The 12,426-nt window shown below is 62.7% G+C and carries 12 protein-coding genes; 6 read left to right on the forward strand and 6 right to left on the reverse strand.

What is annotated here, in order from left to right:
* Positions 1 to 36: 36 nt before the first annotated feature.
* Positions 37 to 1,362, reverse strand: coding sequence for a hypothetical protein (locus tag ACPFL9_RS17115; RefSeq protein WP_426004066.1), 1,326 nt, complete (start codon positions 1,360 to 1,362; stop codon positions 37 to 39).
* Positions 1,363 to 1,644: 282 nt separating this feature from the next.
* Here ACPFL9_RS17115 and ACPFL9_RS17120 point away from each other — a divergent pair, with 282 nt between their 5' ends.
* From ACPFL9_RS17120 to ACPFL9_RS17130, 3 genes are all read left to right on the forward strand, one after another.
* Positions 1,645 to 2,118, forward strand: coding sequence for an NUDIX domain-containing protein (locus ACPFL9_RS17120; protein WP_426007604.1), 474 nt, complete (start codon positions 1,645 to 1,647; stop codon positions 2,116 to 2,118).
* 238 nt (positions 2,119 to 2,356) lie between these two features.
* The gene (locus tag ACPFL9_RS17125; RefSeq protein WP_426004067.1) at positions 2,357 to 2,887 is read left to right on the forward strand and encodes a hypothetical protein; all 531 of its coding nucleotides are present in this window, start codon (positions 2,357 to 2,359) and stop codon (positions 2,885 to 2,887) included.
* Positions 2,868 to 3,152 carry a hypothetical protein gene (locus tag ACPFL9_RS17130; RefSeq protein WP_426004068.1) on the forward strand — a complete coding sequence of 95 codons (285 nt, stop codon included), beginning with the start codon at positions 2,868 to 2,870 and terminating at the stop codon, positions 3,150 to 3,152. The genes ACPFL9_RS17125 and ACPFL9_RS17130 overlap by 20 nt, the downstream gene beginning before the upstream one ends.
* On the opposite strand, the gene ACPFL9_RS17135 is transcribed toward ACPFL9_RS17130, so the two are convergent.
* From ACPFL9_RS17135 to ACPFL9_RS17155, 5 genes are read right to left on the reverse strand one after another with little or no spacing between them, the layout of a single operon-like run.
* Positions 3,132 to 3,929 carry an alpha/beta fold hydrolase gene (locus ACPFL9_RS17135; protein ID WP_426004069.1) on the reverse strand — a complete coding sequence of 266 codons (798 nt, stop codon included), beginning with the start codon at positions 3,927 to 3,929 and terminating at the stop codon, positions 3,132 to 3,134. The genes ACPFL9_RS17130 and ACPFL9_RS17135 overlap by 21 nt on opposite strands.
* Before the next feature lie 44 nt (positions 3,930 to 3,973).
* Positions 3,974 to 4,774: an ATP-binding cassette domain-containing protein gene (locus tag ACPFL9_RS17140; protein ID WP_426004070.1), complete on the reverse strand. Its 801-nt coding sequence runs from the start codon at positions 4,772 to 4,774 to the stop codon at positions 3,974 to 3,976.
* Positions 4,771 to 6,546 carry a dipeptide/oligopeptide/nickel ABC transporter permease/ATP-binding protein gene (locus ACPFL9_RS17145; RefSeq protein WP_426004072.1) on the reverse strand — a complete coding sequence of 592 codons (1,776 nt, stop codon included), beginning with the start codon at positions 6,544 to 6,546 and terminating at the stop codon, positions 4,771 to 4,773. The genes ACPFL9_RS17140 and ACPFL9_RS17145 overlap by 4 nt, the downstream gene beginning before the upstream one ends.
* A complete protein-coding gene (locus tag ACPFL9_RS17150; protein ID WP_426004073.1) occupies positions 6,539 to 7,582 on the reverse strand; it encodes an ABC transporter permease in 1,044 nt (347 codons plus the stop codon). Before ACPFL9_RS17150 ends, ACPFL9_RS17145 begins: the two co-directional genes overlap by 8 nt.
* 14 nt (positions 7,583 to 7,596) lie before the next feature.
* The gene (locus ACPFL9_RS17155) at positions 7,597 to 9,180 is read right to left on the reverse strand and encodes an ABC transporter substrate-binding protein (RefSeq protein WP_426004074.1); all 1,584 of its coding nucleotides are present in this window, start codon (positions 9,178 to 9,180) and stop codon (positions 7,597 to 7,599) included.
* Positions 9,181 to 9,495: 315 nt separating this feature from the next.
* On the opposite strand from ACPFL9_RS17155, the gene ACPFL9_RS17160 reads away from it, so the two are divergent.
* From ACPFL9_RS17160 to ACPFL9_RS17170, 3 genes are all read left to right on the forward strand, one after another.
* The gene (locus tag ACPFL9_RS17160; protein WP_426004075.1) at positions 9,496 to 10,128 is read left to right on the forward strand and encodes an RraA family protein; all 633 of its coding nucleotides are present in this window, start codon (positions 9,496 to 9,498) and stop codon (positions 10,126 to 10,128) included.
* Positions 10,129 to 10,176: 48 nt separating this feature from the next.
* Positions 10,177 to 11,526 carry an MFS transporter gene (locus ACPFL9_RS17165; protein ID WP_426004076.1) on the forward strand — a complete coding sequence of 450 codons (1,350 nt, stop codon included), beginning with the start codon at positions 10,177 to 10,179 and terminating at the stop codon, positions 11,524 to 11,526.
* Positions 11,527 to 11,617: 91 nt separating this feature from the next.
* Positions 11,618 to 12,421, forward strand: coding sequence for a LamB/YcsF family protein (locus tag ACPFL9_RS17170; protein ID WP_426004078.1), 804 nt, complete (start codon positions 11,618 to 11,620; stop codon positions 12,419 to 12,421).
* Positions 12,422 to 12,426: the final 5 nt, after the last annotated feature.

Consider the following 12,426-nt stretch of genomic DNA (forward strand, 5'->3'; position numbering starts at 1 on the left):
CGACGCACCGCGGGCCTGTTGTTTGTTCTTCAGTTCCTAGGGAACTATCGCCGTGTTGGCCGAGAATTTGGCCAAGGTGGTGTAGCCGGGCTTGGTTCCCGTCACGCGGACACGCAGGGTGTCACCCTGGTCCAAGGCCACTATGGTGTACGTTTTGGCCGTTGCCGCGGTGATCGCCACGCCCGAACGGTACCACTGGTAGCTCAACGTGGTGCCGGAGGTCCAGGTACCGGGGTTGGCAGTCAGGACCGAGCCGACAGCCAAGGTTCCCGAGACCGTAGGTGTGGGTCCTGCCAAAGTGCCGGCCACGACCGTTGCCGTGGGTGCCGATTCCTTGGTGGTTGTGGCGTAGCCGCTCTTGGTTCCCGTGACCTTCACCGTGATCTGTGTGCCTTGGTCAGCTGCTGCCAGGACGTACTTGGAGGCTGTTGCCCCCGCAATAGCGGCGCCGTTCCGGAACCACTGGTACGTCAAGGACGTTCCGCTGGTCCAGGTTCCCGGGTTGGCCGTCAACGTGGAACCGACAGCGGCTGTGCCCGTCACGGTCGGTGTGGGGGCGGTCAGCGGGATTCCCGGAACGAAGGAGAAGTCGCGGATCGTCACCGATTCAGGAGCAACATGGGCTGGATCTCCGCCGCCACCGCCGGTAACCCAGAGGTTGAAGTGGATCTGCTCCTTGGCCGGCACGGGCACTGTTGACCCCTGCAGGACCGTTCGTTTGAGCAGCGTTCCCGTTGCATTAACCCCGGCAAATGTTTCGAACGTGATCTTGCCGGGCTCCCACACCATACGGTGGGTCAGGATCGGCGCATTGGTGGTGTCGAAGTTGATGGTGTTGTTCCCCTGCCCCGGAGGTTTGGTGGCGTCGAACCAGTAACCGTGGCCCTGCACCACCGGCCAGTCCTCACCGTAGGCAGCTCCTCCACCCCAGGCGGACGCTTCACAGAGATCGATCTCCGTGTATCCCGGGTAGGCGTTGGGGTCGTAGGTGAACAGGCAGCCCCACACCACTTCCTTCTGGAGTGCACTGACGTCCTTCTCCACCGTGGTGCTGTAGGTTCCGTAGCCGAAGCCCTCACGCGTCGACTGGAACTCTGCCCCTACGGGAGCTGAACCGGTGGGATTGCTGATGGACAGCTTCACGTAGCCGTTGGCGTCCGGACCACTGACGTTATTGGGGTCCCACGTGCCGTTGTACATGGGGGCTCCGCCCCAAAACCGCTTCTGCCAGTTGAACCCTTCCCAGAAAAAACTTCCCACGGGTCCGGGATCTTCAAGCACGGCCGCTTTCTTGGCCGCTTGTGACGGCCCTACCCCTGCAAACATTGAGAGGCCCACCGCCAGGACGACGGCGAGCCCCATGATTCTTCTTCCGTGTGGAAGGTGCCTCCTTGACCACGACATAGCTGTACCTCCATTTGATGCGCCCAGAGACGTCCCCGGCGCACACCGGGGACCGCAACAGGTCCCATCCCCACAGGGAACCTGCAACTCCTTGATTATGAGATAGACAGCAGGCTGTCGGAAGCCAAAACATGCATGTAATTCGCACGTTCCGCCATCAATTGGATAACGATGACGCATCGGGGAGTAGCCTGTTCCTTGTCAGCCACGTTCATGCGTCACCCGCCACGAGGAGTCACCATCGCCATCCGCAGCGCAGGGATTCTCCTTTACAGACGGGAATCCTCCGGGGATCTTGACCTGTGGATTGCCCACATGGGCGGGCCATTCTGGGCGCGGAAAGACCTGCACGCCTGGTCCATCCCCAAGGGTGAGTATCTTGAGGACGAGGACCCCCTGGCCGCCGCCAAGCGTGAATTCACCGAAGAGATGGGCACACCACCGCCCGACGTGGAGTACCACCCGCTGGGCGTGTTCCGGCAGCCTTCCGGGAAGCTCATCACGGCCTACGCCGCAGAGGCCGGCACATTCCAGCCTGCCCAGGTGGTGAGCAACACGTTCCCCATGGAGTGGCCCAAGGGTTCAGGGTCCATTCAGGAGTTCCCGGAGATCGACGACGCGCGCTGGTTCCCGGAAGCCGTTGCCCGCACCAAGCTCGTGAAGGGGCAGCTGTCCATTGTTGACGCGTTGGTGGGGTACTTGCGCGCCGGATGACCAGGTTCCGGTGTCGTGGTTCCCCGTACTTGTGGATAACGGCATGACGCACGTAAGCAAGCGTAAAGGCAGATGCTAGTGTCACCTTGATGCGCGTGAGCCTTCACCTACGTGTTTAAAACTACGGAGTTGATGCAAAGGTGACCGACAATGATCTTCGGTCTGAGATAGCCACTGATGTCAGTCACCCACGCCCCGCACGGGTCCACCCGCAAGCAAACAACCCTTAGCCGGCCCCATGGATGAGCAGCAGTTTCAGGAATTACTGAGCAGGGTCATTGAGGCAGTGCAGGACCTCAAACCTCATGAAGCACAGGCTTGGCAGGTCTGGGGAGCCTTCGGTTCATATGCAACACTGGCGGCCGCAGTGGTCGCATTTTTCATCGGCTGGTGGACCATCAAGCAGAAGCGCGAGGCAGACGCGCGCGCCGAGTGGTGGCGCCGCACACAATGGGCCTTGGAAGCGACTGCTTCCGCTAACGATGTACTGAATTCATACGGAGCCGGAATGCTTGACCTGTTGGCCAGGAGCGAACTTGCCGACGTGAAAGATAAGGAACTTCTCGACGCTGTGTGGGAAGTCACGGACACCGGGATGCAAGACGATAACATTGAAGAACTCCTCAAAGAGGCAGCCAACCTTGGAGGCCTCGACAAGGAAGAAGAAGGGGTCGTCCGCAGTTTCTACATCATGGACGGGCACCCTGTAGCAGGAGACAATGGAGCCAAGATCGAGCGGGAGGGGGCAGATGGACCAGCAGAAGTTTAGCGACAAGGCACACAAGGACCAGGTGTTCAGGAAACTGCGACGCGAAATCCTTGCTGCCCGACTCAAGGTGACACTTGACGAGCAGCTGAAGCGCCCGACGTCGCCAACCGTCAAAAAACTATCCGAGATGAAGCTGCCCGCCATCATCAGGCCCGTTGACGTCCCCGGGGTGGGCGCAACCAAAGCTGGCAGGCCCCGCACCAGCGGAAAGGTCCACTACTCGGCGAAGACGCAATCCAAGCCTTCACGACATCTGGCCAGCTAAGCGCCGCTTCCTCGCAATAAACTCCCGGATCCAGTCGATCGTCTCCGGACGGTCCAGATGCAGGCCGTGGCCCGCGCCGGGAACCCGCACCAGTACCGAGCCCGGAATGTGCTGCCGAAGCAGTATGCCGTTCCGGAGCGGTGTCAGGGGATCGTCCGTACCGTGCAAAATCAGGGTGGGGGCCTTGATGGAGCTGAGTTCACTCCAGGAATCATGCTCGCGGCTGGCCTGGAAGTGCCGGGCCTTGGCCCAGGCCGAGGCACGGGACGTGAAGAATGTGTGGACGGCATCCGGATTGCGGCGCGCCCACTCCTCCTCAAAGAACAGCGGGATCAAGCGCTCCAAGTCTCCGCTGACCAGCGCTTCGAGCGCAGCCGCGTCAGCGTGCGTCCCGGGGTCGTCGCAGCGTCCACCGCTTGTCGCGGCCAGAACCAGGGTGCGGACCTTTTCCGGAAAATCGACCGCCAACCACTGTCCAATCCGCCCGCCCATGGAATGCCCGTACACGTGAGCCGAGGAAACACCGGCGGCATCCAGGACAGCAACAGCGTCTGCGGCCAGTAGACGCGTCGTGTAGCGATTGGCCTGGCCCCGGCCACTGCTGCCGATCCCCCGGTGATCGAAGCGGATGACGCGGTAAAAGCGGGCCAGCAGTTCCGCCGTCGGGCCCCAACCGTCCATGGCCGTGGCCTGCCCGGCGATGAGCAGCAGCGGTTCGCCGGCTCCCTGGGCAACCCAGGCCAGTTCGGTGCCGTCCGGGGCCACAGCAAAGTTCACCGTGCCACTGTACCTGCGCCGCAGCCCCGTCCTGCAAAGAGGCGTCACACCGGCACTGCCCTCCGAGGTCCGATGTCGAAGCCGGGACCACCTGGGACGGAGTCAATCAGGCGACGGGTGTAGGGGTGTTGTGGGTTGCCGTAGACGGCGTCGACGTCTCCGGATTCAACAACCTCACCATGGAACAGCACCAGGATGTTATCGCTGACGTGGTGCACAACGTCGAGGTCGTGGGAAATGAAGGCCATGGTCAAGTCCAGTTCCTTGCGCAGCCTGCCAATCAGGTTAAGGATCTCCGCTTGGACAGAGAGATCCAAGGCGGAGGTGATCTCGTCGGCGATGATGAGCTTCGGCTCGACGGCCAGGGCACGCGCGATGGCGATGCGTTGCCGCTGCCCCCCGGAGAATTCGTGCGGGTAGCGCTCGGCAACGTCCGGGTCCAGGCGGATGGTCGAAAGCCAGTAGGAGATCTTCTCCCGGTGTTCCCTGGGGTTGGCCCGCGAGGGATCGATGGCCTCAGCGAGCGTCTGGCCGATCGTGCGCCGCGGATTCAATGAAGAATACGGGTCCTGCGGAACCATCTGGACGAGACGTCGCATGCGGCGGCGCTCGGCTCCGGACATCTTCATGACATCCCGGCCTTCAAACGAAATCACACCGCTGCTGGGCTTGACCAGGCCGACGATGGCTTTGGCCATGGTGGATTTCCCCGACCCGGACTCCCCCACGATCCCCAAGGTCTTCCCGGCCTGGATGCTCGCATTGACGCCCTTCAGGACGGTGGCTGCGGATCGACCGGAGCCAAACGTCACACGGACATCGTTCACTTCAAGAACGGCAGTCACTTCGCGGTCTCCTCGGTCTTGGTCGTACCGCGGTCGGCGGCCGAATCGTCGTCAAAAACTTCATCCATGGAAAAGTCCGAAGCCTGCACCGTGACCAGCTCAGCCCGCCGCTCAGCAATGGACGGTGTCGCTGCCAGGAGTGCCTTGGTGTACGGGTGCTTGACCTTCCCGGCAGCCAGTTCCTCACCCGTAAGGCGTTCGAGGATCTTGCCGCCGTTCATGACGATGACCTTGTCGCACAGCGCCTGGACCACACCAATGTCATGCGAGATGAACAGCATGGCGGTGCCCATCTCGCGGTTGATGGTGCGGAACTGCCGGAGCACGTCGGCCTGGACAGTTACATCCAAGGCGGTGGTTGGTTCGTCCGCGATGATCAGGCGCGGATCCGTGACCAAAGTGGAGGCGATCATTGCCCTCTGGAGCATGCCACCGGACAGCTCGTGCGGGTGCTGTTTCATGCGCTTCTCCGGTTGGGTGATCCGGATATCGGCAAGGGCCTTGACCATACGGCCGAACGCGGTCTTGCCGGATTGACCCAGGTGGACCCGGCTGACTTCCGTCAGCTGCGAGCCGATGCGCAGGGCCGGATTGAAGCTGGTCCCGGGGTCCTGGTACACGAGCCCGATCGAGGTTGCCAGTTCGCGCGGGTTGTTCTTCTTGAGCAGGTCCATCTCTCCCAGGCGCATGGTCCTGGCGTTCACTCCGAGTTCTTCGGGCAAGAGACCGGCAATGGACATGGCAGTCAGCGACTTCCCCGACCCGGACTCCCCCACAAGCCCTACCACTTCGCCCGCATGGATGCTGAGCGAGACTCCTTTCACCAAGGGAAGTCCCGACGGCGTGGTGACGGTGAGGTTGTCCACCTCAACGAGCGCTTCGGCGTCTGCACGCAAAGAGGCAGGAACCTCCGATGCCTTCCGGAGGCTGCCGAACTTTCGTCCACCCCGGGGGTCGGTTGCGGCAGCGAGTCCGTCGCCGATGAGCATCGCGGACAGCCCGGTGATGGTGATCATGATGGACGGCATCACGGCCTGCAGGGGTTGCGAGTAGATGTTGACCAGGGCCTCGTTGAGGAGCCGGCCGAAGTCATACTCGGGGTTCTGCACGCCAAGGCCGATGAAGGACAGGCTGGAGAGGTCGATCAGGGTGGTGGCAAACACCGTGGCCGTGAGGACCAGGAGAGGTTCGGCCATGTTCGGCAGCAGGTGCCGGGTGATGATGTGCGGGCCGGGAACGCCCAGCAGCCGGGCCGTGGAAACGTAGTTCCGCTGCGAGATCGACGCAGCCATGTTCGCCGTCAACCTCGCAAAGGCAGGAATGCTTGCGATGGAAATCGCAAGCACGGCAGACCACGTGCCCTGGCCCAGGATCGCCGCGATCAGCAGCGAGAAGATGAGGCTTGGGTAGGCCACTGCGGCTTCGATGACCCGCAGCACTGCCGTACGGATGCGTCGCGGTGCCAGCCATACGGCAGTACCAACGGCAATACCGGCGACGACGGCGATCACCGTGGTTGCCGCGGTCATCAGCAACGTCAGTCGAGCGGCGACCAGGGAACGTGCAAGGACGTCCCGGCCGAAGTCGTCTGTGCCGAGCCAGTGCTCAGGGCTGGGTCCCTGAGAGGCGTTTGGAGTGAGCTTCTCCGCAGCGTCGGTGAGGAACATCGGCGCGATGAGTGCTGTGAGGACCATGATAGACATCAAAACGATGCCGACGATCAGGCCGGTGGTCCAACGGAACCGGCGGCGGGGACGGGCTGTCTCAGCCATTGGATTTTCCTCCGAGCGTACGGGGATCGATGAGGCCGAGGATGACATCGACCAGCAGGTTGAGCACGATGGCCAGGAAGCCAAGAACCAGGATGATGCCTTGGATCACCGGGTAGTCCTTGTTCACGATGGCAGTGACGATCTCGCGGCCCAGGCCCGGCCAGTTGAAGACGTTTTCCACGATGATCGCGCCGCCCAGCATGCCGGCCAGGATGAGTCCGGCCAGGGTGAGTGCGGTGGTCAGCAGGTTGGGCAGGGCGTGGCGGGCATAGAGGCGCAGTGCCGGCAGGCGCCAACCGCGGCCGGTGCGCAAGTAGTCCTGTTCCAGCACGGTGGAAGTCTCCCGACGGACCACGCGGGCGATCGAGCAGATGGGCGCGATGGAGAGACCGATCACCGGCAGGATCAGCGAGCTCAGTGATGCCGCTCCGGCTGCGGGGAGGACCTTGAGGATGATGGCGAAGACCACCACCAGCATGGTGGAGACAACATACTGCGGGACGGCCTGGAAGAAACCGGTCAGCATCCCGAAGGACACGTCCAGCCACTTCTTCCGGCCACCCCGGGTCAGGATGCCCACGATCATGCCGGCCGGCACGGAGACCAGCAGCACCAGAATGATGCCCAAGAGTGCGATCTCCGCGGTGAAGGGCAGCTTGGTGGCGATGATCTGTGACACCGACGTGCTGTAAGCGAACGATTCACCGAGATCGCCGGTGAAGAGGCCGCCGACGTAGTTGATGAACTGGATGTAGAGGGGATCGTTGAGGCCAAGGCTGTTGCGGATGGCTTCGATCTGTTCGGTGGTGGCGTCCGCTCCTGCCACTGCCACTGCCGGGTCGCCCGGGATGAGCGGAACCATGAAGAAGGTCACGACGACGAGCAGGGCGACGGAGAGAAGGACACCGCCGGCGCGGCGAAGGGCATAATCGGCCCAGGGTGAGAGGCTCAGGGCCCGGCCCCGGGGGCCTGTGGCCCCCGGGGTTTGGCTCTCGAGGATCTGTACTTCCTTGGAGAGCATGGTTGGTTCAGTCATCGTGGAGCCTTTGCCTACTTGGTGATGCGCATGGTGGCGTAGTCGACGATCCCGGACGGAGCCTGGATGGAGAATCCGGAACGCTGGGCGACGATCTGCGGTTCACCGACGAACGGAACAATGTCGTTGTCGCTGAGGATGCTCTTCTGGGCCTTGGTGTAGGCGTCGCAACGGGCTGATTCATCAGTGGCGGACTGGGCGGTGGCGATCTCTGCGAGGATGTCGGCGTTTTCGCCGCCACCGATGTTGCGGCCACCCTTTTCCGTGGGAACACCGGCAATACGGGTCAATGAGGCTGCCACGGTGCCAACGAAGTTGGCGTCGCCCTGTACGGTCAGGTCCCACGTCTCGGGCTTGGTCTGGGTCATGGTGGCCCAGGTGCCGTTGTCTACCAGCTGCAGTTCCACCGTTGCCCCTGCAGCGCGGAGGGCTTCCTGGACATAGGTGCTGCCTGCGCCGTTCGGACCGATGCTGGTGGTTCCCACCATCTTGAAGGTCTTCCCCGAAAGTACTGCCTTGGCCGCGGCAGCGTCTTCCTTGGTGAGGCTGGAGTTATCCGGGAGGACGCATGGCACGGTCGGCGCCACGATCGAGTTGTAGGTGATGCCCTTGCCTGCGTAGGCAGCTGAGTTGAACGCCTGCTGGTTCATCAGCTGGGCAACTGCCTTGCGGAGTGCGGGGTCGGTGAAGGGGCTGCCTTCACGCTGGTTGAACAAGAGGAAGATACCGGCAAAGGGCACAGATGTGACGGTGTAGTCCTTGTTGCCTTCGAAACGCTGGACATCGGCCGGGGCGATGTCCGAGACGTCCATTTCGCCGGTGAGGAGTTGATTGGCCACGGTGGTCTTGTTGACTCCGGGGAAGAAACGGACGGTCTTGGCCGGTACACCTTCCAAGGCCTTGGAGTACTGCGGCCACGCCTTGTAGTCCTCGCGAAGCGTCATGTCGTAGCTGACGCCGTGGCTTGCCTTGGTCAGGGTGTAAGGACCGGAAAAGGCACCCTTGACGGCGCCCTTCGCGAGGCCCTCCAGGTCGGCAAGACCGGCTGGGCAGATGATGCCGGTCTGGGCGAGGGTCAGGCCGCCGATGAGCTCGGACCATGGCTGGGCGAGTTTGATGTCCACCGTGCCTGCTGCGTCGTCGCCGGTAATGGTGGGCTGTCCCGGGCCAAAGACCAGCTTGCCGAAGTTGTTCTTGGTGGCAGGGTCCGCGAAGTAGCTGAGGGACTTGGCCACGATGGTGGGAGTGATGGGGGTGCCGTCCGCACACGTCGCGTCTTTACGGATGGTCAGCGTGGCATCGGTGGCAGTGGACTTCCACTCGCTGGCGAGCCCGCCAATGAACTTACCGTCGGCATCCCGTCGGACCACGGTGTCAAACAGGAAACGGGCAACCTCGTAGTCGTCCTTGGCGTTGGCCTTGGCAGCATTGAAAGTAGTGGGATCTGCGTTGAGGGCGGTCCGGATGGTGTCCGTGGACATGGCACCGCCTGTGCTTGCACCCGCCGATCCCTGGCCTCCGGTGGTGCAACCGGTCAAGAGGAACGCGGCGGCAGTTATTGCGGCCGCAGTGGCCATGAACGTGGAACGTCCTTGCATAAGGGGTGAACCTCCTGGTCGCCTTCGGGAGACCATGGCGGGGCGGATGCGAACGAACCCAGCCGGCTGCTTCCCAAAGGATTTGAAGTGCGATAACTTTCGCGAATGAGAAGAGATTCACACATTGACCGGGTGAAGTCAACGGTTTCTTGTGAGTTCCCCCACAGGAGACGTGCGCCACGCCGAGGTTTTACAGGCCGGAAACATCGAGGGCTTGACGGACTCGGAAAAAAACGCGAAACTTTTCTCATATGTGATTGGCGTCTCAGCATCGCCGTCTCATCCGACTCCCGGACCAACCCAAAGGTGGAACACATGGCAACGACTCTTGAGCTCACAGTCCGCAAGGCACAGTGGACCCGTCCGCCGCGGGATCTGGTCCGCGCCTTCGAAGCCTTCCCCGTGGCCAACATCGGCGACGCCATGGAACGCCTCGGCCTGGTCGATGGCAACATCAACCCTGTGTGGACCGGCGCCAAGTGCGTCGGATCAGCCCTCACCGTCCTGGGTGCAGCAGGCGACAACGCAGCCGTCATCGAGTCCCTCAACTACATCGAGCCCGGCGATGTTGTGGTGATCAACGGCTTCGGCCACGAGCACCGCGCACTCGTCGGCGAGCAGCTCTCCCAGCGCTTCGAGGCCGCCGGTGCAACCGGGGCGATCATCGACGGCTACATCCGTGACCGCGCCACCATCACCGAGATCAAGTTCCCGGTCTTCGCACGTGGCACCACCCCCGCCGGCCCGTTCAAGAACGGTCCGGGCGTCATCGGCGAGCCGGTAGCCATCGGCGGCATTGTGTGCTCCTCCGGTGACATCGTCGCCGCAGACGATGACGGCGTCGTCATCATCCCCCAGGCCCGCGCCGCGGAAATCCTGGAGCTGGTCAAGGCTGTCGCGGTCCACGAGGCCGAAATGACCGCCGAGATTACCAGCGAATACAGCTAACCCCTTCTCCCCTCCCCAACAGCGGGACCTAAACTGAGAGAACCACCAATGTCTACTTCATCGACGGAATCAGTGGATCTGAACACCGCACAGGTAAAGGTCGTCACAGCTGACGGCAAGATGGTGCGCAAGGCTACTATTGCCGGCACCATGGGCTCCTTCGTGGAGTGGTACGACTATGGCATCTACGGGCTCCTGACCACGTACCTTGCCATTAACATCATGGGTTCCAAGGACGTCGGGTCCCTGCTGCTGACCAACGTAGGCTTCCTTGTCAGCTTCCTGGCCCGCCCGTTCGGCAGTGTCATCTGCGGCTACCTGGGCGACAAGCTGGGCCGCAAGAACCTGCTCTCCATGCTCCTGCTCCTCATCTCCGGCGCCACAGCATGCATCGGCCTCATCCCGAGTTCCTCCGTGATTGGCTGGGCCGCTCCGGCCCTGCTCATCCTGCTCCGCATCCTGCAGGGCTTCTCCGCCGGCGGCGAGGTTGCCGGTGCCATGGCGTTCGTAGGCGAGTACGCACACAACAAGCACCGCAACTGGTCCATGAGCTTCATCGCCGTGGGTTCCTTCTGCGCACTGCTCTTCGGCAGCGCCTTCTCCGCGGTCCTGATCACCACGCTGGGCGACGCCACCATGGAATCATGGGCATGGCGCATTCCGTTCCTGTTCGCCGTGCCGCTGGGCTACGTGGGCTACTACATCCGTTCCAAGATGGAAGACACCCCGCACTTCGAGGCCCTGCGTGAACGGAACGAGGTGGAGCGTAACCCGCTGTGCGCAGTCTTCACGTCCAAACGCCACCTGAAGGCGATCGCACTGACCATCTTCCTCCCGGCAGTAAATGGCCCCGGCTACTACCTGCTCTTCGCCTACATGCCCACGTACCTGAAGACACAGCTCGGCTCCGGCAACAACTTCAGCATGCTGCAGGCATTGACCGTGACTGCCTTCAGCCTGGTAGCAATCATTGTCGCCATCCCACTCATGGCGCGCCTCTCCGACCGCATCGGCCGCAAGCCGGTCCTGGCCCTCTCCGCGGTCCTCATGGCCGTGGTGTCCTACCCGATGTTCGCCATGATCACCACGGGCAACATGCTCATGGCCTGCATCGCCACCGTGGTCATGGCTATCGCCTTCTCCGGCCATGCAGCCGTGGTCCACACGGTGCTGACCGAGATGTTCCCCACCACCGTCCGCTACAGCGCCTACAGCATCGGCTTCAGCCTGAGCACCATCATCTTTGGCGGCAGCGCGCCGCTGGTCATGACGGAAATCATCAAGGCCACCGGCAACAGCATGGTCCCGGCCTACGCCTCGATCGGCACCGCCATCATCACCCTGGTTTCGGTCTACTTCCTGAAGGAAACCAAGGGCCAGCCCCTGGCCACGCACTAGCAAGATAAGTACGACGGCGGCCTGCCGCCATTGCCGCCAGGCCGCCGTCGTTGGACCATAAAGCACCACAACAAGACCATTGGGAGTCACCTTGGGCATCAACTCAGTCGCCGTTGTCGCAGACCTCGGCGAAAGCTACGGAAACTACACCATCGGCGACGACGACGCCCTGCTGGGCCTGGTCACTGCCTCCAACATCGCCTGCGGCTTCCACGCCGGGGACCCACGCGTCATGGACACCACGGTCAAGGCCTGCGTTGAACGCGGCATCGAACTCGGCGCACACCCCGGTTACCCCGATCTGGTGGGATTCGGCCGCCGCCTGATCGAGGCCAGCGAAGAAGAAATCCGAACGGACGTGCTCTACCAGATCGGCGCCCTGGACGCTTTTGCCCGCATCCACGGTGGCAAGATCAGCCACGTGGCACCGCACGGCCGCATGGGAAGCATCGCCCAGACCGACGCAAAGCACGCCCGGGCCATCACCGACGCCATCAAGGCCTACGACCCCTCCTACATTGTGATTTGCCAGAACGGTTTGCTGGCCGAAGAGTCCCGCAAGCGCGGCCTCGAGGTTGGCTACGTGTTCCTGGCAGACCGCGGCTACGGCGAAGACGGCATGCCCGTTTCCCGCAACACTGAGGGCGCCCTGCTGCACGACCCCGAGGAAATCGGCCGTCGCGTGGTCCAGGTCGTCACCGAAGGAACCGTCCGCGCCGTCACCGGCAAGGTTGTCCCGCTCGGCCACGACGCCGACGTCGTCCTCCTCCACGGCGACCACCCACAGGTCCTGGAGAACGGCACCGCCCTCCGCGCCGCGCTGGACAAAGCCGGAGTCAAGGCCACAGGGCTGCAGGAAGTGCTGGCCGAGAAGGCCAAGCTCGCCACCGTCTGACCCAC

The organism is Paenarthrobacter sp. NyZ202 (assembly GCF_049860755.1).
In the GTDB taxonomy this organism is placed as follows: Bacteria; Actinomycetota; Actinomycetes; order Actinomycetales; family Micrococcaceae; genus Arthrobacter.